Here is a 24,636-nt window from a genome sequence, read left to right on the forward strand (position 1 = left end):
TGCGATTTGACGATATGCTGGTCTGATGAGACACGGGGCCTTAATCGGAGGGCATCATGGCACCATTAGATACCAAGCCATCAGGCGCACCCAAGGGCGTCTGGAAGTCAGGTAAAGGCAAGGGGCGGCACACGCCCAAGGGCCGTCAGTTTACGGATGAGGCGCAGACCGAAATTGCGCGTCTGCTGGGTGACCGCCCGCGTCGCCGTGATCTGCTGATCGAGTTTCTGCATTTGGTTCAGGACGCGCACGGCCATATCAGCGCCGACCACATCGCTGCGCTGGCGGTCGAGATGCGGATTGGACAGGCTGAAATCTATGAGACCGCGACCTTTTATGCTCATTTCGACGTAGTGAAAGAAGACGAGACACCTCCGCCCGCGCTGACGATCCGCGTTTGTGATTCCCTTTCCTGCGAGATGGCCGGTGCCCAACAGCTGCAAAAAGCGCTGCAAGACGGACTGGACCCGTCCGAGGTTCGTGTTGTCCGCGCCCCTTGCATGGGCCGCTGTGACACCGCTCCGGTGCTTGAGATCGGCCACAACCACATTGACCATGCGACCCCCGAAAAGGTGCAGGCTGCAATTGCTGCCGATGACACCCATGCACATCTGCCTGACTACGAAACCTTCGCGACCTATGAGGCCGAAGGCGGCTATGCCAAGCTGAAAGAGCTGCGCAAGGGCGGCGATTGGGAGAAGGTGCAGGAAGACGTTCTGTCCTCGGGCCTGCGTGGTCTGGGCGGTGCTGGCTTCCCGTCGGGCAAGAAATGGGGCTTTGTTCGCATGAATGAAGGCCCGCGCTATCTGGCCGTGAACGGCGATGAAGGCGAGCCCGGCACGTTCAAAGACCGTTACTATCTGGAGCGCACGCCGCATGTCTTCCTCGAAGGCATGCTGATCGCCGCATGGGCGGTCGAGGCTGAGACGTGTTTCATCTACATGCGCGACGAATACCCGGCCGTGCTGGAAATCCTGCGTCGTGAAATCGCCGCGTTGGAGCAGGCAGGGATCGTCGAAGAAGGCTACATCGACCTGCGCCGGGGTGCTGGTGCTTACATCTGCGGTGAAGAATCCGCGATGATCGAGTCGATCGAAGGCAAGAAGGGCCTGCCGCGCCACCGTCCACCGTTTGTGGCGCAGGTTGGCGTGTTCAATCGTCCGACCTTGGTTCACAACGTTGAGACGCTCTATTGGGTCACTAAGGTTTGCCGCGAAGGGCCGGAATGCCTCAACAGCACGGAAAAGAACGGGCGCATCGGCCTGCGCAGCTATTCGGTGTCGGGCCGGGTTGCCAAGCCGGGCGTGTACCTGCTGCCCGCCGGTTCAACCATTCTGGACGTGATCGAGGCCGCTGGGGGCATGGCCGAAGGGCATCAGTTCAAGGCCTATCAGCCGGGCGGGCCGTCCTCGGGCCTGTTGCCTGCCTCCATTGACGATGTGCCGCTGGATTTCGACACGCTGCAACCGCATGGCACCTTTATCGGGTCGGCCGCCGTGGTGGTTCTGTCAGATCAGGACACCGCCCGCGACGCTGCGCTGAACATGCTGCGCTTCTTCGAAGACGAAAGCTGCGGTCAGTGTACGCCCTGCCGGGCAGGCTGTGAAAAAGCGGTCAAGCTGATGCAAGCGGATAAATGGGACACCGATCTGTTGGAGGATCTGTGTCAGGTCATGGGCGATGCCTCGATCTGCGGTCTGGGGCAGGCGGCCCCGAACCCGATCCGCCTTGTCATGAAACATTTCGCTGACGAAATCTGAGGGGAGACAGAGCCATGCTAGACGCAAGCCCAACCAAGACCGTCACCTTCAACCTGAACGGCGAAGATGTCACCGTGCCTGAGGGCTGGACCATCTGGGAAGCCGCCAAGGGCCAGGGGTTCACCATCCCGCACCTGTGCCACAAGCCGCAGCCGGGTTATCGCCCGGACGGCAACTGCCGCGCCTGTATGGTTGAGGTGGAAGGCGAGCGCACGCTGGTCGCCTCGTGCATCCGCCCCGCCGCAGACGGTATGGTCGTTAAGACCGACAGCGACCGGGCCGAGAAATCGCGCGCCATGGTCATGGAACTGCTGGTCGCCGATCAGCCGGAAGAGGCACATGACGCCTCCAGCCACTTCTGGGACATGGCCAAGCTGAACGATGTCAGCGACAGCCGTTTCCCGGCGAAAGAGGCCGAGAAAATCCCTCTGCTGGATGACAGCCACGTTGCGATGCGGGTCAATCTGGATGCCTGTATCAACTGCAACCTCTGCGTTCGCGCTTGCCGTGACGTGCAGGTGAATGACGTGATCGGCATGGCCGGTCGCGGCCACACCGCGCAGGTGGTGTTTGACCAGAACGACCCAATGGGCGCATCAACTTGCGTGGCATGTGGCGAATGTGTTCAAGCCTGCCCGACCGGCGCGCTGATGCCTGCTACCGTGCTGGACGACCAGCAGAAGGGTGACAGCAAGGACTATGACAGCGAAACCGAAAGCGTCTGCCCGTTCTGCGGCGTGGGCTGTAAGGTCTCGCTGAAGGTCAAAGACGGCAAGGTGAAATATGTCGAGGGCATCAATGGCCCCGCTAACGAAGGTCGTCTGTGCGTCAAGGGCCGCTTTGGCTTTGACTATATTCACCACCCCCACCGCCTAACCAAGCCGCTGATCCGGCGCGAGGATGCGCCTGAAAAGGGCCTGAACGTCGATCCGGCGGACCTGTCGACCCATTTCCGCGAAGCGACCTGGGAAGAGGCGATGGATCTGGCCGCCTCCAAACTGAAGACACTGCGCGACGAAGATCCGCGCAATGTTGCAGGCTTTGGTTCGGCCAAATGCACCAACGAAGAAGCCTATCTGTTCCAGAAGTTCATCCGTCAGGGGTTCAAGCACAACAATGTCGACCATTGCACCCGTCTGTGCCATGCGTCGTCCGTTGCTGCTCTGATCGAAAACGTCGGTTCGGGCGCTGTGACCGCGACCTTCAACGAGATCGAAAACGCGGATGTGGCGATCATCATCGGAGCCAACCCGATTGAGAACCACCCGGTGGCGGCGACCTACTTCAAGCAGTTCACCAAGCGCGGTGGCAAGCTGATCGTGATGGACCCGCGCGGTGTTGGCATGCGCAAGTTTGCAGATGAGATGCTGCAATTCCGCCCGGGTGCGGATGTCTCGATGCTCAACGCGATCATGAACGTGATCGTCGAGGAAGAGCTGTATGACAGCCAGTACATCCACCGCTGGACCGAGAACTGGGAAGCCGAGAAAGAGCACCTGCGCCAGTTCACGCCCGAGGCGATGGCCCCGATCTGCGGTATCGAACCGGATCAGCTGCGCCGCGTTGCTCGTACTTTTGCGCAGGCCGAGGCCGGTCTGATCTTCTGGGGTATGGGCGTCAGCCAGCATATCCACGGCACCGACAACTCGCGCTGCCTGATCAGCCTGGCGCTGATGACCGGCAATGTCGGTAAGCCGGGCGCAGGTCTGCACCCGCTGCGCGGTCAGAACAACGTGCAGGGGGCATCCGATGCCGGTCTGATCCCGATGTTCCTGCCGGACTACAAGACGGTCACGGATGACAGCATTCGGGCGCAGTTTACGGATGTCTGGGGCTCGGATGATTTCTCGAATGAAAAGGGCCTGACTGTCACCGAGATCATCGATCAGATCTATGCGCGCAACATCAAGGGTATGTACATTCTGGGTGAAAACCCGGCCATGTCCGACCCGGATGTGAACCACGCACGCGAGGCCTTGGCCAAGTTGGATCTGATGATCGTCCAGGATATCTTCCTGACCGAAACGGCGAACTATGCCGACATCATCCTGCCAGCCTCGGCGCTTTATGAAAAGGACGGCACCGTATCAAATACTAACCGTCAGGTGCAGCGGGTGCGGCCCGCCGTGGCCCCGCCGGGCGAGGCGCGGGAGGATTGGGCGATCACGGTCGATCTGGCGCAGCGCATCGGGCTGAACTGGGACTACACGGATGTCTCTCAGGTCTTCAACGAGATGAAGCTAACGATGGAGTCTCTCGACAACATCACCTGGGAACGGCTTGAAACCGAGACGATCACCTATCCGTCGCTCAGCGAAACCGATCCGGGCCAGTCCATTGTGTTCGGGGATGGCTTCCCACGCACCGATGGCAAGGCCAAGTTCACACCGGCCAGCATCATCCCACCGGATGAGGCCCCGGATGAGGATTATCCGATGATCGCCACAACTGGCCGTCAGTTGGAGCATTGGCACACCGGCTCCATGACCCGCCGCGCCACTGTTCTGGACGCGGTGGAGCCTGAGGCGAACTGCTCGATGAACCCGCGTACCCTGAAACTGATGGGCATCGAACCGGGTGAGACGATCCGTCTGACGACGCGTCGCGGCTCGATCGAGATCATGGTGCGCGCCGACCGGGCGATTGCGGAGGATATGGTGTTCATCCCGTTTGCCTATGTCGAGGCTGCCGCGAACATCCTGACCAACTCGGCCATCGATCCCTATGGCAAAATCCCCGAATTCAAGTTCTCGGCGATCCGTGTCGAAAAGATTGAAGACGCCATCGCGGCAGAGTGATCTTAGGCAGCGATGAATCTGAAAGGGCGGTCCGATGGGGCCGCCCTTTTCCTAAGTGCCGCTACGTCACTCCCTGCTGCATTATTTTGGACTTTCTTTGCACCATTTGCGCCACAATTGTCTGTTTCTACACATCCCCGAATGCGAAAACGTCACAAGAACGCCTCCATTCGCCGCAGGGCAAGGAGAAGCAAAGGCATCAAATCTAAGGGGATTGCCCAAAGGGAAGGACTTGGGCGCGACCAGAGCAGCAGGGCGATATGACACTCAACGATGTGTATCTCAGATTGAAACAGGCCGACATTACATATGTCGTGCTACCGCGGGTGACGGTTCGTGCAACCGTGGACACCCTGCCCAGTTTCTTTCTGTCCAGGAATTTTATCTTATTTCTGGTGCCTTTGATGTTGTTGCTGATCGGCGCGACATCTTCTTTGTTTGCCGACCGGCTGAGCGGGTTTGGTCGTGCGGTTTATTGGATGTCGATGTTGATCGGATACATGGGATCTGCCTTTGTCATGATCCTGGTTCAAGCCAGCTGCAGCAGTTTTTTGGGCATCAAAAGATTCTTCTCGCCTGTCACATGTATCCCCGTGGCGCTTGGCGCGATGACGTTCGCCGAGCTCACGACGAACTGGGTGCTCAATCTGTTTCAGACATCAGATTTCATGTATATGCCTATGCTCCTGCCGCAGTACCTGCTGATTGTCGGGATTGAGAGCATTGTTATCGTTTGGGTTTTACCACCTTATCTGGACCGGCTAGGGGAAAGCGAGAGCCCAATCGAGGATACGCCCGAAAACAATGCGACCGGGGTGGTGACGGCAAATGGTCAGAGCTTCCTGATCAAGGACATCAAGTTCATTCAGGCAAACCAGCACTATGTGACCCTGCAACTTGATGATCGTGAAGTGTTGGTGCGCTCTACGTTCAAGGGGGTTCTGACCCAGCTGCCCACAGGGGCAGGGTTGCAGGTGCATCGTTCGTGTTGGGTTGCCAATTCCTGCGTCGACATCGCACGTAGTTTGAATGAGATCGGACATGTCGTTCTGTGCAACGGTGAGAAAGTGACCGTTGCCCGCAGCCGCACCGGTGCGGTACGCGATTGGTTGGCAAGCCTCGCCTCCTCTGAAGGTCCGCAGAGTGTTGGAGCCTGATTACGCACAGGCTATATCGATATTAGGGGCAGGCTTTCGCTAACGTTTGCGGAAAAAAGAACACCTTCCCGCGTTTCTCGCTGATTTGGATAGCGGCACGCAGGAAGGTGAACGTATCAAATGCTTGAATGCTGAAACGGTTTGTTAGTACCACTTTCGTTTCCCCCGATTTCGGATTTAACCCCCTCCTTCATCAGGCATTACTCGTCACCAAACACACTGGTTAAATGCGCTGCAACAACCGCAGCACGCAACCTTTTCGAACAAATGCCTGAAACAGGCAACGAGCTTGGTACGAAACGTCGAAAATTCGTAACGAATGGGGCCTGCAGTTCATGTCGCACGAGTTGCGGGCGCAATGAATTTCGCGACATGTTCTTTAATATATTGATTCCAAGTCTTTAATTTGTTTCTGGCCGCTAGGAATTCATCACGATGAACGAGATACCCTGTTCTCGTTTCCTGAGGGTTTAGGCGTGAACGGTTCGGCCTCAATTCGTTTGTCGCCCTGAATCACGTATGAATTGAGGTCAATCGACTGCTCCAGATCAGTCTCTAAGTCCCCATCATGGTTGTTGGTCTTTTCGGGATTAGGAATGTTCAACTGGACACCCCGTTCCGCTTGAATTTCAGGCCTGATCGATACTCGTCCAAGGTGGCGGTGTATTTGCCCAGAATAACGTGGTGCCAACTTCGGTGCAGGCATCACATGCCACTCGCCTTGGGCGCATTAGGTATCAGAAAGAAACTTTACAAGGGCTGCGCTGGATCACAAATATTTGAGTTTTGAAACTGTGGCTTTTGGGACGTGTGCCCCTGATCCGCACAAAAGGCTCACTACGCTGTTCCGCTACGGCACTTCGAAGGTCTAGAGACAGGCACATGGATTGTATGCTTATTTCTAACAATAGGTTACCAAGTTCGCACACCATCTTCGCATACCGCCTGGTAAACTCAAAAGCGCCCCTTTGATGAGGTGTTTTGCCGTCAAAGCACCCCGCAAGAAGGCGGGTCAAAGAAAGCGCTGGGTGAAAACTGCTCTGAGCATCTTGTGAACTGAACTGATCTGTTCGATTAGGGCTCGAGCGAAATTTCATAGCTCGCCTATTCACACATTTACGGAAAACGACATGAAACATGTTCTCTTCGCAACAACAGCGCTAATCGCGACTGCTAGTGTCGCGGCAGCAGAGGTGAAATTCAGCGGTTATGGCCGTTTTGGTATCGGCTATCAGGAAGATCGATCAACCGACACGAATGTGAGCGACACAATTCTGGTTTCCCGCTTTCGTCTAAACATCGACGGGGATGTGGAAACGGATAACGGAGTCAGATTCTCGGCGCGGGTTCGATTGCAGGCCGATGAAGACAGCGATACCGGCGAGGCAAACACAGCCGGTTTGAACGGTGCCCGCTTCTCGGTCATCTTTGGCGGTCTGCGTGTCGATGCGGGCAACGTCTCTGGCGCGTTTGACAACTCAGACCTGTACTTTGGTAACGAACCGGGCCTAGAAGAGTTTCTGGGTCAATATTCAGGTGTCGATTACGATTTCCTGGAATATTCATCGACCGGCGCGGGTTCGAATGCGGTGTTCTTCCAATATGCGGTTGGAGACTTGGCCTTTGGTGCGTCCTATGACACCGATGCCATCAATGGCGCAGATCGCTGGGACGTCAGTGCGACATACATCTTCGACAATTATTCTGCCACAGTGATCTACGGTCAGACCGAAGCCGTTGCTGGCGGCGACAAACAGGATCTGATTGTTCTGGCTCTGGGTGCTGAGCTCGGAGACTTTAGCGGAACACTGTTCGTTGGACGTGATGGTGACACGCCGGTCAATGATTTTGGAGAAGATACCGACGGCACTGTTTATGGTGCGTCACTTGCCTATAACCTTGGTGCCGCCACCACCATTACAGCGGCTTACGGTGATGGTTCGGCCGAAGGTGATACGCAGCAATATGGTGTTGGCGCGATCTATGATCTGGGCAACGGCGCAACGCTGCGCGGTGCAGTTGGTCGTGAAAAGGTCGGTCGTGCGGGCGAAGCTCAGACCATCGCTGACTTTGGTGTTCAGTTCAACTTCTGATCGAACGCCAGACTGCAGGAAAAGGCCGGTCTTTGGATCGGCCTTTTTTGTATTGGCAGCTTTGTTTCAAGTGAACCTTCAGTAGTCACGCTCGAAGAACAGACCAATCCCGGTTTCACCGCGTCCGTCTACAGTCCCTCGGACGGTGAAGTTGTCGTTGATGTCCAAGTTCAGGTTCACCTCGGTATCGCCTTCTGTGTTGACGGTGAAATCCGTGTACAGATTGTCCCCCAGATAGGCACCTGCGCCCAGACGGCCTGCGCCGCCTTCGGTCGCTCCGATATCGACTGAATCCACACCAGTGGATTCACGCAACCCTTTGGTGGCATCGCCCCCGGCACCGCTCAGTTGTGCCAGTGACGCTGCCATTTGCGCGATGACAAAGGGGGACAGTTCCGAAAAGCGATTTCCAAACAGAAGCATGGCCAGGGCTTCTTCGGCTGGGCGCTCGGGGTCGGAAAAGACATCAACCTCTGGCGCATCCAGCGGACCTGCGATTTCGATCGTTGCGGTTCCATCGGGTGTGCTGGCTGATGAGGCGAATTCGATATACGGGGTCAGATCGCCCTGTAGCGTTACGATCCCTTTGGTCAGTGCAAGGCGGCGCCCCAATATGTCGAAATTCCCCCGGATCAGTTCGATTTGACCCGATGGCACTACAGATCGCGTGGTGCCGCCAATAGCGATGCGCCCGCCCAGTTCAGCATTAACGCCGCGCCCGCGCACAAATACGGCTTTGGGTGCAGACAATATGATGTCCAGCGCAATTCTGGAGGCGCTTTGGCCAGATTGTTCTTTCGTGACCAGCTGCGCGCGCTCTCGGGTGATGTATTGCGCACGGCTTTCTCCGATATGCGTGATCTCGGGGATCGGTGCTGCACCCACCGCGCCAGAGGCTGCCGCGAGATTGATATTGGTTTCTTCAAAGGTGATCTGCCCTGCCAGGCTGCTGTTCCCGGCCAGGGCCCCGGTCATCGCGATCTGGCCGTTTAGCTTGGTCTCGTACAGCAATTGATCCGTTAAAACGAGGTTGTCCAGCCGCGTAGTGATCTGTGCATTGAAGGGTGGTTTCAGATCGACCGGCCCTGTGACGGAGAATCCACCACCGGAACGCATGCCACCGTTTAGCGAGATCGTGGCGCGGCTTTGCGCCAGATCGACCGATCCGCTGATCCCAGTCACTGTTTGACCTGCGCTGGGAATCGCGAAGGATGTCCCGGATGTGGTGATCGACCCCCGCAGCGCCTCCAGCGCTGGCTCTCCTTGCAACGCAAGGTCGAACCGAGCCGAACCTTCGATTTTGTTGGGTGTGAGGAAGACGTTGGCGATCCCCAGGTTGAGCCCGCCCTGAGCCCTCAGATCAGCAGTGCCTGCGGTCTCGTCAAACGTCCCTGCCACGGTGCTGTTGATCCCCGCAGGCCCTTTGGCTTTGGCATCGATGGTCCAAACGCCCTTGGCCCGTTTTGCATTGCCGGTCGCGGCAACTGTCCCGGGGAAATCGGGGGCAAAGCGTTCGATCCGGTTTAACTTGGCATCAAAATCAAGATCGGCTGCGCCATCTGTGTCGACCGTGCCTGTCAGACTTGCATACGAGCTGTCTGGTCCATTTAGGTTGAGCTTTCCCTCCAACCCCGAACCAGTAGGGGCAACGTTGCCATCCAGGCTTAGCGGGCCGGATAGTGTGTTTGAAAGCCGTCCGAGATTGTCCAGCGCGGCAGTAAAGCTGAGCCCACCCGCATCGCGGCTCAGTTGGCCCGATGCATTCGCAGATAGGGCCGTGCCCTGCAGGCGGAAGGTGCGAATGTTCAATCCTTCATCACCGTTCAACGCGTCTACGTTCAGGGTTGTTCGACCCTGAACCAGCCCATCCAACTGGTCGATTCCGGTGCGGATATCGTCCGCTGCAACTGTGCCCTTCACGTCGAAAGCCTTGCTGCCGACAGCCCCATTCCCTTGCACATTTGCATCAACGGAGCCGCCCAATTCTCGCTTGGCCAGCCCTGAAAAGAGAGACAGGTCCGGGATGTTCAAGCTAGCCTCTCCGGCGACCGCAATCTCTCCGGTCGGATCGTCGATGGCGGCGGCGACTTGACCAGAGACCGCTTGGCCATTCACCGTAGCCTGCCGGATCGTGATCTGATCTTGCGACAGCGCCCCGTCAAACACGACCGAGGTTTCACCGCTCAGCAGCGGATCAATCTCGTCCATTCCGGTTTTGACGTCTCGACCTGTGACGCTTGCGGTGCCATCGAATTCAAGGGTCTGTACCGTTCCCTTGCCATCCAAACTGGCCTGTAGCGACCCGCCTAGGTCCCGCTGCGCCAGCCCTGAGAAAACGGACAGATCACGGGCGGATAGTTTGACCTGACCATCGATGGACAGGTTGCCATCAGGTGTTGTGACAGTCCCGTTGGCCTGCGCCCGTGCAGCGTCCGCGATCAGGGTGAAATCGCGCAGCGTGATGCCATCTGTTCCGCGCTTGGCGTCCACGGTTATCGTTGTTTCGCCCTGAATAACCGGGTCTATGTCATCACGCCCGGTGGATAGATCATTGCCTTGAAAGTCCAACTTGCCGTCAAAGCTCCCCTCCAACGGGGACCCGCTGCCCGTCAGCCGCGCCGACACCTGACCCCCAAGGTCCAGTTTGGCAAGGTCGGAAAATCGGGACAGATCGGTTGCATCCAGCGTGGCAGTGCCGTCAATGTTCAAACCGCTGGTCAAGCCGCTGATCAATGCGTCAACACCCAGTGTGTAGTCGGTCCCGACCAGCTCAAACCCCGAAAGGTTCAAAGATTCATCGGTGCTGTAATCGAAAAGCCCGTCCAGCGTGACCCGATCCCCCAATGCGCTGTTCAGCGCAGGGTCTTCCAGATCAATACCGTCAAGCGCAGCCTGAACATCACCCTCAACCTTGGTCACATTCCCTTGTTCCAACGAACCTTGCGCGGTAATCTGCGCGCGCTCCAGGGCAATCTGGGGGGATTTGAACTCATCCGCCGTCAAACTTAGGTCCCAAAGGTTTCCATTTGCCTGATCAAACAGCGCCGAAATCTGGGCCGCTTCGATTGAGGTTTCTCCACCCGAAGCAGGTAAGACAACGGTTTCGCCATTTGGCGGTGTAATCCGTCCTTGCAGCGCGGCCAGCTGCAGCGCCCCACCGGTTGCCAGTTCCAGCTTACCCTCCAGTTTCAACGCTTGTGAGGTAAAGGCCAGATCGTTGATGATCAACGCGCCTTCGGGCTGCGTTTGGCCATCGACCAACAAGCGTGTGTCCTGACCAAAGAAAACATCCATGTCATCGGCAACAAACGGGGTCATGTCGCCATTGATATCTGCAGTAAAGGCGATACCGTCCGCGGCGGTATCATCCACATCAGGGGCGGCGCGCAGCCTGACCTGTCCGCCAACACGTTGCTGGCCGTCGCTGCTCAGGCCGATATCGGCGGTGAAATCCGTAAGCGGGCCCGAGCCCTTGGCGCTCAGCCCGATAGGCGGGCTAACGGGAATCCGCAACGCGGTGGAGATCAGACCGCCCGAGGCTTCGGTCACGTTCAAATCCAGATCGATCTGGCTGTTTGAATTCTGGAATCCGGCTGAAAGCGTGATCTCATCGCTTGCGCGATCCAGCCGCGTGATATCCAGATCGGTATCCAGCGCCCCATCTGCCAAAGACAGGTTCCCGGTCACTTTCAGCTCTGCTGCGACCCCGATCAGCGGTTGCCCCAACGCCAATTCGTCAACACGGATTTCACCGATTTCAATCGAAACGGGCAGCTCAGGCAATTGAAAGGGTTGCGTTTCAGCCGAAGGCGGTGGGTCTTCGGTTGTTGTGGTGCCAGGCGCACGCGCGACATCGATCGCCTGCGCGGTCAGGGCATCGACTGAAAACCGTCCTCGGATCAGGGCGAGGCGATTCCAGTCCAGCTCTGCCCCTTTGATGGTAAGCCACACTCCTTCATCATCGGCGACCGAGATTTCCTGAATCGTCGCACGCGAGCTCAGCGCGCCCTCTAGGCCTTTGACAGTGACGTTCTGGTTGTCTCCGGACAAAGTGTCCTGAAGAAAGCGTTCGATCATACTTCCGCCGTCGTCTTCTTGGGCACCAGTGGCCAACGGAACGGCGATCAGGGTGCCGACCAGAAGTGGATATGAGAGACGTCGCATCAAAAGGCCTGTCCGATCCCAATATAGAATTGCAGGCCATCGCCGGTGTCGCCTTGTACCGGTACCGCCAGATCAACGCGCAGCGGCCCGAACCCACCCAGATCGTACCGAACACCAAGCCCGGCGCCCGCATGGTCTTCGGCGCCTGAGCCCACGAAGGATGATGTATCGACGATACCGTAATCGTAAAACCCAACCAGAGAGATGGTGTCAGTGATCTTGCCCCGCACCTCTCCGGAGAAACCAAGGAAGGATTTGCCACCTGCGACACCGGTGCCAACCGGTATCCCAAGGCTTTCATAAGGTTGGCCGCGCACAGTGCCAGCACCACCCGAGAAGTACAGGAAGTCTGGCGTTACCCCATCGGCAGGCGGCCCGATGACCGAGCCCAGTTGAATCCGGCCTGCCAGCACCAGCCTGCCCCCGGTTCCAAGGCTTGTATAGGCACGGCTGTCAAAGAACAGCCGCAGCCCGGTATCGGTGCCGGACAGACCAATGAATGGCATGGCCTGTGCGTCGAGATAGAAGCCTTTCGTCGCGCTGACTTTACTGTCGCGCTGGTCCCATTCGGACCTGAAGGGTAGGATGAAATAGCGAAACTTTCGCCCGTCGCCATAGGCGTCATCCGCGTCAGACCATTGAAAGCCGGCTGAGGCTTCTGCGTAGAGCTGATCCGAGAACGTACGCCGGGCACCATAAGCCAGTGACGCGACCGAGACGTTGTAATTGTCGGTATTGCGACGTTCCAGAAGCGCGCTCCAGAACGTATTGTCATCTGGGCCAAGCCGGTCGGGCTGATCCAGCCTCAGGCCAATCCGGCCATCCAGATCTTCGGACCCGCCGATGTTTCGTAGGGTGGCCTCGAACCGCAGCCGTTCAGCGCGGCGAAAGACGTTACGATGTGTCCAGGTTGCACTCAGGTCGACCCCGTCTCGCGATGCCAGCTCAAAACCCAGGGTCAGGCGGCGTTTGGGCAGGTCTTCAAAGGTGGCATCAAAATCAAGCGTTCCGTCCGGGTTTGGGGTTTCACGTTCTTGCAGTGAGACCGTGCTGAAAGTACCTGTGCGGCGCAGGCGGGTTCCAACCTTCTGAACCTGTGCAGGCGAATAGACCTGGCCAGTGGGAAACCCGGCGATTTTTTCGATCGACCGGTGGCGTACGTCTGTATCGCCCTTGATAAACATCTTGCCGAAGGTCAGCCGCCGCCCCGGATCAAGATCGATTTCCGCGTCCAGCCGCGCCTGAGCATGGCGCGCGATGACGCGCTGATCTGCGACATCGGCCTTTGCATGGCCTGCATCTTTCCAAGCGCGCACGCCGGCTGAGGCCGCTTGTTGAATAGCGCCCGTTGTTGCCAGTTTGCCGGTGGCAAAGCCTTCGGGCAGTTCGGTATCCGGCGCCTGCGGCTGCACGATTGCGGTGCCAAAGGTAAAGGTTGGTCCAGGCTCAATCGTGATCACCGCGCGCCTGATTTGGGACGGCACGGTGAGCGAGCTCATCTCGGCCGCTTCCTGCCCATCCAGCTTGATGCTGACGACGGGGCTGAAATACCCCTCGTCATACAGAATTTGAACCAGTGTTCGATAATCAGAAAGCGCGGCAGATAGAATTTCAAGCGGCGTGTCCAGACCCCGTTCTTCAGCCGTAGTGATTGAGGAGGTTTCTTTTAGCCGCTCGACTACCTCTTTCGGGGCGCCGGGCACGGTCAGCGTGGTCTCCAATGCTTCAGCAATCGCGGGCGCAAAAACCATCAGCGCACCAAATAGCCAGCATGTCAGACCGCGCCGCGGCTTGTATCCCTGCATCAGATGCTCCAACTGCCCCCAAACTCGAAATCACTTATACCGCCTAAATGACGCGGCTGATTAAGGTTAAGTTAGATCATTTGGAGCGCCCCGGGGGAAGGGGGAAACATTCGCCAGCGTGAACTCCTGCGCGCGTCAAAGCCCGGCGTTACGGACCCAGCGAATGATCGCATCGCGGTCATCGGGCTCCATGTAGGTGACATTGGCCGGGGGCATCGCGTGGGTGATACCGGCTTGAAGGTAGATCTGTTTCGCATTCCGCGCGATATCAGCTTCGGTTTCAAGCAGCACACCTTTGGGTGCCCAAAGGATACCCTCCCAAACCGGTTCGCGGGCGTGGCACATAGAGCAGCGGCCCAGAACGATATCATGCGCTTCGGTAAACCCGTCTGCAGCGGCAAAGCGCTGTTCATACGGTGTCAGCGGCTGGGCCTCGGCCTCTTCCAGGGGCTTGTACATCGGCGCGGTCGATAGCCACATGATGGCGATGAACAGCAGGGCGGTGGCCAACCAGGTCCAGGTGGGGTTTCCAGCGCGCGCATGGAGGGTGTTGAAGTAGTGCCGGATGGTCACGCCCATCAGGAACACCAATGCCGCGATGATCCAGTTGTATTCGGTGGCAAATGCCAGCGGATAGTGGTTCGACAGCATCAGAAACAGGACCGGCAAAGTCAGATAGTTGTTGTGGGTCGACCGCAGCTTGGCAATCTTGCCGTATTTCGGGTCCGGTGTACGCCCGTTCTTCAAGTCATCCACAACGATGCGCTGGTTCGGCATGATGATGAAAAACACATTCGCCGTCATGATCGTAGCGGTGAAGGCCCCCAGATGCAGCATCATGGCGCGACCGGTGAAAATCTGGTTATAGCCCCAGCCCATGACCACCAGCAGCACGAACAGCAGAACCATCAACAGGGTCGGGCGCTCTCCTAACCCCGATTTACACAGGAAATCATAGACCAGCCACCCAACAGTTAGCGAGGCTGCCGAGATCAGAATGCCTTGCCACAACGCCAGATCGGCCTTTTCCGCGTCGATCAGATAAAGCTCTCCACCGACCCAGTAGACGATCATCAACAGCGCAGCACCACTCAGCCAGGTCGAGTAGCTTTCCCATTTGAACCAGGTCAGATGGTCCGGCATCCGTTCGGGCGCGACCAGATATTTCTGGATGTGATAGAAGCCGCCGCCATGGACCTGCCATTCCTCGCCGTCCGCTGGGCCGGGGATATTGCGGTTCAGGCCCAGATCCAGCGCGATGAAGTAAAAGGACGATCCGATCCAGGCCATGGCCGTGATCACGTGCAGCCAGCGCACGGCAAAGGCCATCCAATCCCAGAACACGGCGAAGTCGTACATTTTCAGAAGTCTCCGATAAGGTGCCGCCACACTAGGCAAACGGGGTTTTCTTCGGTATTCCCGTATATTGTCAAACTGTATCAAAAAAAACGAAAAGATGTCCTATCTCGACAATATTCGCACCTTTGTCCGTGTCTATGATTTGGGCAGTATGTCCGCCGCCGGGCGCGATTTGCGCATTTCCCCTGCGGTGACGTCGGCGCGAATCTCGCAGCTTGAGGATCATCTGGGCGTGCGGCTGTTTCAGCGTACAACGCGTAACCTGTCGCCGACTGAGCAGGGCAAGGCGTTCTACCCCGGTGCGGTGGCGGTGCTGGATGCGGTGGATGAGGCCGAGGCGCAGGTAACGCATCTGACCGAAGCGCCGCGCGGGTCCTTGTTTGTGGCGGCTCCGCTGGGGGTTGGGCGGCGGTTGCTAGCCCCGCATGTGCCTGATTTTCTCGCCGACTATCCCGAAATTGATGTTCGATTGCGTCTGACGGATAGATCCGTTGATCTGACGACCGAAGGGCTGGATCTGGCCTTCTTCATCGGGCAGCCGGAAGACAGCACCCTGCGCATTCGTAAGATCGCGGATTGTCAAAGGGTGTTGTGTGCCGCACCCGACTATGTGGCGAGGCGGGGCATGCCGCAATCCGGTGAGAACCTGATCAAAGGCCAGCACGAATGCTTGAATCTTCGCTTTCCCGGTGCGACCGAGTTTCAGTGGATGTTGGAAACCCCCGACGGCCCAAAACGGTTTGCCGTGTCCGGTCGATTCGAATGTGATGATGGGGACGTGCTGACCGATTGGGCGCTGTCAGGCCAAGGCATTGCGATGAAGCCTGTTTTTGAAGTGGCAGAGCACTTGGCTGCCGGGCGCCTCGTCACGGTAGCGCAAGACACGCCCCCTGTTCCGGTTCAAATGGCGTGCCTTTACACCCATCGGCGTCATCAGGACCCCAAAGCCCGATTGTTCATGGATTTCATGATCGAGCGTATCGGTGGCGTTGTTCGAAGCGCCGAAACCTGACAGATCAACTGCCGCGATAGGTCGAATAGCCGTAAGGCGACAAAAGCAGCGGCACGTGATAGTGCGCCTCGGCATCTGACATACCAAACCGGATTGGGATCTGATCCAGGAACAAGGGATCATCCCTATGTTGGCCGGTTGAACGTAGGTAATCCCCAGTAAAGAAGATCAACTCGTATGTGCCGGTCTTGAATTTTTCGGTGGGTAGGATTGGACTGTCAGTACGTCCATCGACATTGGTCTCCATCTCGACCAGCTTGCGATGCGAGTTGCCGGATACTCGGTAGAGTGCAATTTTCATACCAGCGGCGGGGCAACCCCGGGCGGTGTCCAGTACATGGGTTGTCAGATAGCCTGCCACGTGAACCTCCTTCAGGTGCGTAACTTCGCTTTCTGACAGTGTGGCGCAAACATCGAAACAGGGGAAATGCCGAAAGAACCCGAAACAGCGTTCGGTTTGATTTGATAATCATCGGCGAGTTTCTAGGATAAGCCTGTCGAAACAGTTCAAAGCCCGGAAGACCTCATGCAACCTCCTCGATACCCTCGCAATATGATCGGATACGGTGCCAACCCGCCGAATGCCAAATGGCCGGGCGGGGCGAAAATCGCGGTTCAGATTGTCCTGAACTACGAAGAAGGTGGCGAGAACTGTGTATTGCATGGGGATGCAGCGTCCGAGGCATTTTTGTCCGAAATCGTAGGTGCTGCCCAATGGCCGGCTCAGCGCCATTGGAACATGGAATCGATCTACGAATACGGCGCGCGCGCCGGGTTCTGGCGGTTGCACCGGCTGATGAAGGAGCTGCCAATCACGGTGTATGGTGTGGCTACTGCCCTGGCACGATCCCCGGATCAGGTTGCCGCCATGAAGGATGCCGATTGGGAGATTGCCAGCCATGGTTTCAAATGGGTCGAACACAAGGACATGCCCGAGGCGCAGGAACGCGCCCAGATTGCTGAGGCAATTCGCCTGCATACCGAGGTTGTCGGCGAACGCCCGCGCGGTTGGTACACCGGGCGATGTTCCGACAACACCGTGCGTCTGGTCAGCGAAGAAGGTGGGTTCGCCTATGTCGCCGACACCTATGATGACGACCTGCCATACTGGATGCAGATCGGCGGCCGGGATCAGCTGATCGTGCCCTACACGCTGGACTGCAACGATATGCGATTTGCAACGCCGCAGGGGTTCAATTCAGGCGATCAGTTCTTGGCCTACCTCAAGGACAGTTTCGATGCGCTCTATGCCGAAGGTGAGGCCGGCGCCCCCAAGATGCTGTCGATTGGCCTGCATTGCCGTCTGATCGGGCGACCGGGGCGCGTTATGGCGCTGAGACGGTTTTTGGACTATGCGCGCAGTCATGCGGATGTGTGGTTCGCCACGCGGTTGCAGATTGCTGAACACTGGGCGCAGAACCACCTGCCGCAATCCAATCCAAAGCCATCGCAGATGGAGCGGGACGCATTTGTCGAAGCCTACGGGGGTATTTTCGAACACTCGGCCTGGATCGCGGATAGGGCCTATGATCTGGAGCTTGGGCCCGCGCATGACACCGCAGGCGGGTTGCACAACGCCTTGGCGCGGATGTTCAGGTCGGCCTCTGATGCCGAACGATTGGGTGTTTTGACTGCGCACCCCGATCTTGCGGGCAAACTGGCGCAGGCCAGGCGGCTGACTGTTGAAAGCACGTCCGAGCAAGCCTCAGCCGGATTGGATGCGCTGACAGATGAGGAGCGCAGGGCCTTCACCGATCTGAATACGCGGTATACCGAGAAATTCGGTTTTCCCTTCATCATTGCGGTGCGGGATCATGACAAGGCCTCAATCCTGGCCGCTTTTCAACGGCGTATCGAACAGGACCGGGACACGGAGTTTGCCGAAGCCTGCCGCCAGGTGGAACGTATCGCCGAGTTTCGACTGCGGGACATATTACCCTCATGAGCCGCCAGATCGTTGCATCGCCGTTGACAGCTGAGGCTTTTGCGCCGTTTGGGGACTTGATCGAGCTGTCTGGCGATCCGGACAAGATTATCAATCAGGGACAATGCGGACGGTATCATGACCGCGCGTTGCTGGAGTTCACTGACGGGCGCGCCGGGATCAGCTTGTTCAACGCCAATCCACGCGCGCTGCCCTACGCGCTGGATATGGTCGAGCGTCATCCCGATGGCAGCCAGACCTTCATTCCGATGACCCATCAGCCCTTTCTGGTGATCGTCGCACCCGATCGCGATGGTTTGCCCGGCATTCCTCGGGCTTTCCTGACAGAGCCGGGGCAAGCGGTGAACTACCATCGGGGCACCTGGCACGGCGTGCTGACCCCGCTACATGACCCCGGTTTGTTTGCTGTGGTTGACCGTATCGGTGAGGGTACAAATCTTGAGGAGCATTGGTTCGACACTCCTTATGAGGTGATCGCTGGCTGAGCCCGGCACGCTCCCGCCCGGTCAGGGCGCATCAAAGATGCACCATGACCCGTTGGGCCGGGCAGCGCGCGGGCAGGCCCGCCCACTGCGGCTGGTCTGTATCAGCCCGTCGCCATCAATCGGGCGACGTCGAGCATACGAGCTGAGAAGCCCCATTCGTTGTCATACCAGCCGAAAACGCGGACCTGATTTTCGCCCACCATACGGGTTTCAGGGCCCGCAATGACCAGCGATTCAGGGCGCGCTCTAAGGTCGGAAGAGACCAGCGGCAGATCGGTCCAGCCGAGCACGTCCGAGGCCTCTACCGCATCGCGGAATGTTGTATCGAAGGCTTGCGCGCTCATCCCGCGTTCGAGCGTCACAACAAGATCTACGGCAGATACGCTGGCTGTCGGAACCCGCACCGCCGCGCCTGAAATGCGCCCGGCCAAATGCGGCAGAACAACATCGATCAGATGCGTCGCGCTGGAGGTCGTCGGTACCATCGACAGTGCTCCCGCCCGCGACCGGGCAAGGTCGCCGCGGGGTGCGTCGACCATCGGCTGGCTGTTAGTATAGCAATGAATGGTGGTCATGTGACCTGAGACGATGCCGCCGATCTGGTCCAGAACCCGGACCAACGGCGCAAGGCCATTGGTGGTGCAGGACGCGTTCGAGACGACGCTGGCATCGCCGAGTTGATCGTCATTCGCGCCCAGAACCACCGTCAACTCGGCAGCGGGCGAGGGTCCCGAGATCAGAACTTTGCGCGCCCCGGAAGCCAGACCCCGGCGGGCCACATCAGATGTGCGCGCGATCCCGGTGCAATCGAGCAAAACATCAACGCCGGTCAGATCGACGTTCGTCAGATCGGAGCTGTGCGTCATAGGCACTTTGCGTCCGTCGATGACAAGAGCATTGTCGTGTGCGGCGACGTCACCGGCATAGGGGCCAAAGGTGCTGTCGTATTTGAACAGATAGGCGCAGGTATCGAGCGGCGCGATATCGTTGATCAGCACCAGTTCGATATCTGATCCTTGCGGCTGGGCCAGAACCTGCCGCAGGATCGTGCGGCCGATGCGGCCGAATCCGTTAATCGCGAGTTTCATGCGCAAGCTATGGCAGGCAGATCAGGCGATCTCAATGAAAGTATTGTACCAATTTCAGCCGCAACTGACCTGCGAGAAAAACTGCCCCGAGATGTTCTGATACATGCTGGTCACGATCGGTTTGCAGCCCGTTGCCTGCTGGATTGCTGCAATGGCCTGCAGGGTGCGCAGGCGCGGTGGCGGACCAAAGGGGTTGAGGTTGTTATTGTCGCGCGTGGCACGGTAAATGACCGGCTCGTCCGATACTTTGGTCACGGCCCAGGTGCGACTCATGACAAAGACCGATTTGGTTTCGTCTTTTGCTGCGACCGGCGTGGAAACCGAAGCGGCCACCATGGCGATTGCGGCCAGTGCCATCAGGGGGGTGCGCAGGTTCATCGGCCAGTCTCCAGTACTCAAACAGTGGAATATGCCGGGATTTCAGCAAATTCCGGGGCGAGTGTGAACCCCTGCCGGGATAAAATGCGATTAAACCCGCTTTAGCGCGCCACGGAGAGCGGCATATGCCGGTTTACGTCTTTGTACAGCAGATACCGGAATCGCCCCGGCCCACCCGCGTAACAAGCCTGAGGGCAGAAGGCGCGCAGCCACATGTAGTCGCCTGCCTCGACCTCGACCCAGTCCTGATTGAGGCGATAGACGGCCTTGCCTTCCAGAACGTAAAGCCCGTGCTCCATTACATGGGTTTCGGCAAAAGGGATCACGCCGCCGGGTTCGAAATTGACGATGTTGACATGCATGTCGTGGCGCAGGTCTTGCGGGTCGGCAAAACGGGTTGTGGACCAGCGACCCTGAGTTCCGGGCATCTCAACTGGTGCTACATCGCGTTCATTTGTGATGATTGGTTCGGGCGTGGGCAATCCAGGTACGGCCTCATATGCTTTGCGCACCCAATGGAATCGCGCCTCGTCGTCAGACCGATTGTTCAAGGTCCAATCCGCACCCGGCGGGATATAGGCATACCCCCCTGTTTCCAAATCATATTCCTGACCATGCAGGGTAATTTGTACGGAACCTTCGACGACAAACAAAACCGCCTGAGCCCGAGCATCGGTCTCGGGCTGGTCGCTGCCGCCACCCGGCTGAACCTCCATGATGTATTGCGAGAATGTCTCGGCAAATCCGCTGAGCGGACGCGACAGAACCCACAGGCGCGTACCTTCCCAGAACGGCAGATAGCTGGTGACAATGTCGCGCATCGTTCCCTTGGGGATCACCGCATAGGCATCGGTGAACATGGCGCGGTCGGTCAGCAACTGATCCTGGCCGGGATGTCCGCCAGTGGGCGCAAAATAGGTCGGTTGGGTCATCGAATGCCTCGGGCTGTCTTTTTGGTACTATGAGGGGAAGATGGAGCAGCCTCTAGCGCCGGGCTGACGATAGGTTTGTTCGGGATAATTTGAAGGTCCGGCCAGGCGGGGGTTGGCCCCGTTTCAGCGCAGGTATATCCTTGAGCGGCATTTATCTCAGTTCAGCGAGGCACTCATGAAAGCCCGGATCATATTCGTTTTGTCAATTCTCAGCACGATGGGGTTCGGCATGACCGCATCGGCTAAACCGCTGTCCCGAATCATTGCCGAGATGGGGCTGTCGCCGTCGGACTTCGAGGTGGCGAGCAAAACCTCGCGCGCCTTGCTGACTGATGGCACGCCGAGTGTCGGCAAAGAGATGGGTTGGGCGAATGGCCAAACCGGATCACAGGGAACAATCCGCATCATTGCGGTCGAAGGCAATTGTGTTCGTTTGGAACACGATATTCAGCCACAAGGCGAGGAAGCCTCGCGCGGGGTTAGAACGCGCCAGTGCAAAGATGCCGGAGGCAATTGGGTGATGGCCCCCTGATCCCGTTAATAGCCGCGTGCGCGGTCGACCTCATTCAACAAGGGCGCGCCTGAGCTAAGTCTTTTGAAATTCTCGGCCACATCCGACAGCGCATCGCCCAGGTGCCAGCCCGATACATGAGGTGTGATCGTGACATGTGGGTGGTGCCACAACGGGCTGCTGGTAGGCAGGGGTTCTTGGCAAGTGACGTCGAGAACCGCATGGCCTGGCGTGCCCTGATCCAGTGCGGTGATCAGCGCGTCTTCGTCGATCAGATCGCCCCGACCTGCGTTCAGCAACTGACTACCAGGCTTCATCGCGGCTAGCATTTGCGCATCGAACAGACCCACCGTTTGCGGGGTCGAGGGTAAGATGGCGCAGACGAAATCGCACCGACCCAGCAATTGGGGCAGGGCATCATCACCATGCAGGCAGGTGACACCTTCGATCTGTTTGGGTGAGCGGCTCCAACCCAAGACCTGAAACCCGACGGCGCGCAGCATTCGCGCCGTACGATCCCCGATATGGCCCAGACCCAGAACGCCTACGGTCGTATGGGGTGTAAAGGTCGGCTCTTTCGGCAGCCATTCACCACGGGCCTGTGCTGCCTCGTGAAACGCCATATGGCGCTGGGCACGCAGGATGTAGGCAAGAAACCACTCCGCGATGCCCTGTGCTGGTGCATCGGGTTTCAGACGTGCGATCCGCATATGGTTGGGTAGGTTTGGATTGCCAACGATTGTTTCCACACCGGCCCCAAGCTTTTGCACCAGTTCCAGGTTCGGCAATAGGCGCAGGTGGTCATCTTGCATGCCAACAACAGCGACCATCGTAATCTCATCAGCGTTGCCGATCGCGTCGGGTGTGCGAATATCGGCACCGGGTATCGCGGATCGAACCTCATTGGCGATCTCGGCATCACTGATCCAGTTGGTCAGCCCGGTATCTATCAACAGCGCCATGGTGTTTCCTTCGTTTCAAAATGATGGATGACGTTCCGTCACCCAACTGGACAGAGTCCCGACAGTTAAGCCATCCTCGGGGCATAAGGTACAGCCCGGATTTCACGGGGCAGGAGGGATTCTCATGAATATGTCTTTTGGTCTGCGCGAAGAGAACCGCGCCCTTTTGCAACGTGTCGCCGATATGGTCCGCGATGAGATCATGCCACTGGAAGAGGAATACCAGGCCGAGATCAACAAAGGCGACCGCTGGCAGTACACCGAACGTCAGGCTGAAATCCTTGAAGGGCTGAAGGCTAAGGCCAAGGTGGCCGGGCTGTGGAATTTCTGGCTGACCGACAGCGACAAGGGGTTTGGGCTAACGACCGTTGAGTATGCCTATTTCGCAGAAGAGATGGGCAAAACCCCGCTGGGGGCTGAGGTGTTCAACTGTTCTGCGCCCGATACGGGCAATATGGAGGTGTTCGAACGCTACGGGACCGAGAAGATGAAAGAGCAATGGCTGAAGCCACTGCTCGATGGTCAGATCCGTTCGGCCTATTTGATGACCGAACCGGATGTCGCTTCATCCGATGCGACCAATGTGTCGATGTCCTGCGTGCGGGACGGTGATGACTATGTCCTGAATGGCGAGAAATGGTGGTCATCAGGCGCAGGCGATCCGCGCTGCAAAGTATATATAGTGATGGTCAAGACGGCCGGGGAGGATCAGCCAAAGCATCAGCGCCAGTCGATGATCGTGGTGCCAGCAGATGCAGAGGGGATCGAAATTTTGCGGCCCATGCAAGTGTATGGTCACGACGACGCCCCGCATGGCCATATGCATATCCGGTTTGCCAATGTGCGTGTGCCTGCAGAGAATATTCTTCTTGGCGAAGGCCGGGGATTTGAGATTGCACAAGGTCGCTTGGGGCCGGGGCGCATTCACCACTGCATGCGCGCCATCGGTCAGGCGGAAAGCGCGCTGGAACAGATGTGCAAACGCTCCATGCAGCGCGAGGCGTTTGGCAAGAAACTGGCGCAGCTGGGGGCCAACTACGACATCATCGCTGAATGCCGGATGGAGATCGAGATGGCCCGCCTGCTGTGTCTCAAAGCGGCTTGGTATATGGATCAGGGCGATGCGCGTGCGGCGGCCCCTTGGATCAGCCAGATCAAGGTTGTTGCTCCGCGTGTGGCACTCAAGGTAATCGATGAGGCTGTACAGATGTTTGGCGGTCAGGGGGTCAGTCAGGATACGCCGCTGGCAACCGCCTGGACCCATGTGCGGACTTTGCGGCTGGCCGATGGGCCGGATGCGGTACACCGTCGTCAGGTCGCACGTGCGGAACTGAAAAAACATACGCAGGAAAGGGTCTGATCCCAGATGGCCGCAGCGCTGGATTTCGAAGGTTTGGCCTATTTTCGTCAGGTCGAAGATGGAGCCTTTGTCGGCAATGATCCGGCCCGTGGGCCTTGGTCCCCTGATCACTGCCATGCCGGGCCGGTCGCGGGACTGATCGTGCGCGCCGCCGAAACCGAGGTCGGCCCCGAGAAGATGTTGACCCGGTTGACGGTCGATCTGCTGCGTCCACTACCCTTGGCCGGGTTGCGTGTGGCGGCAGAGACGACACGCCACACCAAGACGTTGGCAACAACGCGGGTCACGGTTCACGATTTGGATGACACGCTCTGTGCAACTGCCTCGACCATGCATCTGGTGCGGCGTGATCTCGGAGCTGTGCCCAATGTCGATATCACCGGGCCAATTTATGACTCGGCGGTTGATGGCCCATTTCCGATTGGTGAAATTCGTCATGAAAAACCTGGTTTCGCGCATTTCAGCGATGTGAAATACCCTGCGGGTACGCAGCATGGGCCCGGCCCGAAAACCGTCTGGATGCGTACGCCTCAATTGCTTGAGGGTGAAGCGCAATCGCCAATCCAGTCGATTTGCGCGCTTGCGGATTGTGGCAATGGCATTTCTTGGAATGCACCGACATCTGAAATGGGTTTCATGAACACGGATCTGACTGTGAACATCCACCGAGAGCCTGCGTCGGATTGGTTGGCGTCCGAGTCGCTGTCACACTGGCAACCGTCGGGTGTTGGTATGTCGCAATCGGTCCTCTTTGACACTGAGGGTCCTGTCGGGACGGCGCTGCAGACCCTCATTCTATTCCCGCCAAGCTGACCCTATCGGCTGGT

18 protein-coding genes are annotated in these 24,636 nt (G+C 57.9%); 10 read left to right on the plus strand and 8 right to left on the minus strand.

Annotated features, from left to right (window positions below; genetic code table 11):
- The first annotated feature begins 56 nt into the window (after nt 1-56).
- From ACR0JE_RS08885 to ACR0JE_RS08900, 4 genes are all read left to right on the plus strand, one after another.
- Nucleotides 57-1,760 (plus strand): NAD(P)H-dependent oxidoreductase subunit E, encoded by a 1,704-nt coding sequence (locus ACR0JE_RS08885; RefSeq protein ID WP_480863927.1) that lies wholly within the window; start codon nt 57-59, stop codon nt 1,758-1,760.
- 14 nt (nt 1,761-1,774) lie between these two features.
- Nucleotides 1,775-4,558: a formate dehydrogenase subunit alpha gene (fdhF, locus tag ACR0JE_RS08890; RefSeq protein ID WP_480863928.1), complete on the plus strand. Its 2,784-nt coding sequence runs from the start codon at nt 1,775-1,777 to the stop codon at nt 4,556-4,558.
- Between the two features lie 260 nt (nt 4,559-4,818).
- Nucleotides 4,819-5,715, plus strand: a complete 897-nt coding sequence (locus ACR0JE_RS08895; protein WP_480863929.1) for a LytTR family DNA-binding domain-containing protein — start codon at nt 4,819-4,821, stop codon at nt 5,713-5,715.
- Between the two features lie 1,130 nt (nt 5,716-6,845).
- Nucleotides 6,846-7,808 (plus strand): porin, encoded by a 963-nt coding sequence (locus ACR0JE_RS08900; RefSeq protein ID WP_480863930.1) that lies wholly within the window; start codon nt 6,846-6,848, stop codon nt 7,806-7,808.
- A 78-nt stretch (nt 7,809-7,886) separates the two neighbouring features.
- Here ACR0JE_RS08900 and ACR0JE_RS08905 read toward each other — a convergent pair whose 3' ends face one another.
- The 3 genes from ACR0JE_RS08905 to ACR0JE_RS08915 all read right to left on the minus strand — a co-directional run bounded on the left by ACR0JE_RS08905 (nt 7,887) and on the right by ACR0JE_RS08915 (nt 15,136).
- A complete protein-coding gene (locus tag ACR0JE_RS08905) occupies nt 7,887-11,972 on the minus strand; it encodes a translocation/assembly module TamB domain-containing protein (protein ID WP_480863931.1) in 4,086 nt (1,361 codons plus the stop codon).
- On the minus strand, nt 11,972-13,777 hold the full coding sequence (locus ACR0JE_RS08910) for an autotransporter assembly complex protein TamA (RefSeq protein ID WP_480863932.1): 1,806 nt from the start codon (nt 13,775-13,777) through the stop codon (nt 11,972-11,974). The genes ACR0JE_RS08905 and ACR0JE_RS08910 overlap by 1 nt, the downstream gene beginning before the upstream one ends.
- Nucleotides 13,778-13,912: 135 nt before the next feature.
- Nucleotides 13,913-15,136 (minus strand): urate hydroxylase PuuD, encoded by a 1,224-nt coding sequence (locus ACR0JE_RS08915; protein WP_480863933.1) that lies wholly within the window; start codon nt 15,134-15,136, stop codon nt 13,913-13,915.
- Nucleotides 15,137-15,233: 97 nt separating this feature from the next.
- On the opposite strand from ACR0JE_RS08915, the gene ACR0JE_RS08920 reads away from it, so the two are divergent.
- Nucleotides 15,234-16,148 (plus strand): LysR family transcriptional regulator, encoded by a 915-nt coding sequence (locus ACR0JE_RS08920; protein WP_480546364.1) that lies wholly within the window; start codon nt 15,234-15,236, stop codon nt 16,146-16,148.
- A 4-nt stretch (nt 16,149-16,152) separates the two neighbouring features.
- On the opposite strand, the gene uraH is transcribed toward ACR0JE_RS08920, so the two are convergent.
- Entirely contained in the window at nt 16,153-16,509 is a 357-nt protein-coding gene (gene uraH, locus ACR0JE_RS08925; protein WP_480863934.1) for a hydroxyisourate hydrolase, read from the minus strand.
- Between the two features lie 165 nt (nt 16,510-16,674).
- Between uraH and puuE the strand changes: the two genes are divergently transcribed.
- Together puuE and ACR0JE_RS08935 are read left to right on the plus strand one after the other, a co-directional pair.
- A complete protein-coding gene (puuE, locus tag ACR0JE_RS08930) occupies nt 16,675-18,093 on the plus strand; it encodes an allantoinase PuuE (RefSeq protein ID WP_480826652.1) in 1,419 nt (472 codons plus the stop codon).
- Nucleotides 18,090-18,578 carry an ureidoglycolate lyase gene (locus tag ACR0JE_RS08935; RefSeq protein WP_480546370.1) on the plus strand — a complete coding sequence of 163 codons (489 nt, stop codon included), beginning with the start codon at nt 18,090-18,092 and terminating at the stop codon, nt 18,576-18,578. The genes puuE and ACR0JE_RS08935 overlap by 4 nt, the downstream gene beginning before the upstream one ends.
- Nucleotides 18,579-18,679: 101 nt before the next feature.
- Here the strand turns inward: ACR0JE_RS08935 and ACR0JE_RS08940 are convergent, their stop codons facing one another.
- The 3 genes from ACR0JE_RS08940 to ACR0JE_RS08950 all read right to left on the minus strand — a co-directional run bounded on the left by ACR0JE_RS08940 (nt 18,680) and on the right by ACR0JE_RS08950 (nt 20,976).
- Nucleotides 18,680-19,666, minus strand: a complete 987-nt coding sequence (locus tag ACR0JE_RS08940; protein WP_480863935.1) for a type I glyceraldehyde-3-phosphate dehydrogenase — start codon at nt 19,664-19,666, stop codon at nt 18,680-18,682.
- A 54-nt stretch (nt 19,667-19,720) separates the two neighbouring features.
- Nucleotides 19,721-20,044: a hypothetical protein gene (locus ACR0JE_RS08945; protein ID WP_480826654.1), complete on the minus strand. Its 324-nt coding sequence runs from the start codon at nt 20,042-20,044 to the stop codon at nt 19,721-19,723.
- A 101-nt stretch (nt 20,045-20,145) separates the two neighbouring features.
- The gene (locus tag ACR0JE_RS08950; protein WP_480826655.1) at nt 20,146-20,976 is read right to left on the minus strand and encodes a bifunctional allantoicase/(S)-ureidoglycine aminohydrolase; all 831 of its coding nucleotides are present in this window, start codon (nt 20,974-20,976) and stop codon (nt 20,146-20,148) included.
- A 175-nt stretch (nt 20,977-21,151) separates the two neighbouring features.
- Between ACR0JE_RS08950 and ACR0JE_RS08955 the strand changes: the two genes are divergently transcribed.
- A complete protein-coding gene (locus ACR0JE_RS08955; RefSeq protein WP_480541958.1) occupies nt 21,152-21,508 on the plus strand; it encodes a hypothetical protein in 357 nt (118 codons plus the stop codon).
- 5 nt (nt 21,509-21,513) lie between these two features.
- On the opposite strand, the gene ACR0JE_RS08960 is transcribed toward ACR0JE_RS08955, so the two are convergent.
- Entirely contained in the window at nt 21,514-22,449 is a 936-nt protein-coding gene (locus ACR0JE_RS08960) for a 2-hydroxyacid dehydrogenase (RefSeq protein WP_480863936.1), read from the minus strand.
- 124 nt (nt 22,450-22,573) lie between these two features.
- Between ACR0JE_RS08960 and ACR0JE_RS08965 the strand changes: the two genes are divergently transcribed.
- Nucleotides 22,574-23,809 carry an acyl-CoA dehydrogenase family protein gene (locus ACR0JE_RS08965; protein WP_480541962.1) on the plus strand — a complete coding sequence of 412 codons (1,236 nt, stop codon included), beginning with the start codon at nt 22,574-22,576 and terminating at the stop codon, nt 23,807-23,809.
- Nucleotides 23,810-23,815: 6 nt separating this feature from the next.
- Nucleotides 23,816-24,622 carry a thioesterase family protein gene (locus ACR0JE_RS08970; protein ID WP_480863937.1) on the plus strand — a complete coding sequence of 269 codons (807 nt, stop codon included), beginning with the start codon at nt 23,816-23,818 and terminating at the stop codon, nt 24,620-24,622.
- Nucleotides 24,623-24,636: the final 14 nt, after the last annotated feature.

The organism is Ruegeria sp. H3 (assembly GCF_056533095.1).

Excerpts from the sequence above, each read along its gene's own strand:
- ACR0JE_RS08885 (WP_480863927.1), top strand. The coding sequence starts at position 57 with ATGGCACCATTAGATACCAAGCCATCAGGCGCACCCAAGGGCGTCTGG.
- fdhF (WP_480863928.1), top strand. The coding sequence starts at position 1,775 with ATGCTAGACGCAAGCCCAACCAAGACCGTCACCTTCAACCTGAACGGC.
- ACR0JE_RS08895 (WP_480863929.1), top strand. The coding sequence starts at position 4,819 with ATGACACTCAACGATGTGTATCTCAGATTGAAACAGGCCGACATTACA.
- ACR0JE_RS08900 (WP_480863930.1), top strand. The coding sequence starts at position 6,846 with ATGAAACATGTTCTCTTCGCAACAACAGCGCTAATCGCGACTGCTAGT.
- ACR0JE_RS08905 (WP_480863931.1), bottom strand. The coding sequence starts at position 11,972 with ATGCGACGTCTCTCATATCCACTTCTGGTCGGCACCCTGATCGCCGTT.
- ACR0JE_RS08910 (WP_480863932.1), bottom strand. The coding sequence starts at position 13,777 with ATGCAGGGATACAAGCCGCGGCGCGGTCTGACATGCTGGCTATTTGGT.
- ACR0JE_RS08915 (WP_480863933.1), bottom strand. The coding sequence starts at position 15,136 with ATGTACGACTTCGCCGTGTTCTGGGATTGGATGGCCTTTGCCGTGCGC.
- ACR0JE_RS08920 (WP_480546364.1), top strand. The coding sequence starts at position 15,234 with ATGTCCTATCTCGACAATATTCGCACCTTTGTCCGTGTCTATGATTTG.
- puuE (WP_480826652.1), top strand. The coding sequence starts at position 16,675 with ATGCAACCTCCTCGATACCCTCGCAATATGATCGGATACGGTGCCAAC.
- ACR0JE_RS08935 (WP_480546370.1), top strand. The coding sequence starts at position 18,090 with ATGAGCCGCCAGATCGTTGCATCGCCGTTGACAGCTGAGGCTTTTGCG.
- ACR0JE_RS08940 (WP_480863935.1), bottom strand. The coding sequence starts at position 19,666 with ATGAAACTCGCGATTAACGGATTCGGCCGCATCGGCCGCACGATCCTG.
- ACR0JE_RS08945 (WP_480826654.1), bottom strand. The coding sequence starts at position 20,044 with ATGAACCTGCGCACCCCCCTGATGGCACTGGCCGCAATCGCCATGGTG.
- ACR0JE_RS08950 (WP_480826655.1), bottom strand. The coding sequence starts at position 20,976 with ATGACCCAACCGACCTATTTTGCGCCCACTGGCGGACATCCCGGCCAG.
- ACR0JE_RS08955 (WP_480541958.1), top strand. The coding sequence starts at position 21,152 with ATGAAAGCCCGGATCATATTCGTTTTGTCAATTCTCAGCACGATGGGG.
- ACR0JE_RS08960 (WP_480863936.1), bottom strand. The coding sequence starts at position 22,449 with ATGGCGCTGTTGATAGATACCGGGCTGACCAACTGGATCAGTGATGCC.
- ACR0JE_RS08965 (WP_480541962.1), top strand. The coding sequence starts at position 22,574 with ATGAATATGTCTTTTGGTCTGCGCGAAGAGAACCGCGCCCTTTTGCAA.
- ACR0JE_RS08970 (WP_480863937.1), top strand. The coding sequence starts at position 23,816 with ATGGCCGCAGCGCTGGATTTCGAAGGTTTGGCCTATTTTCGTCAGGTC.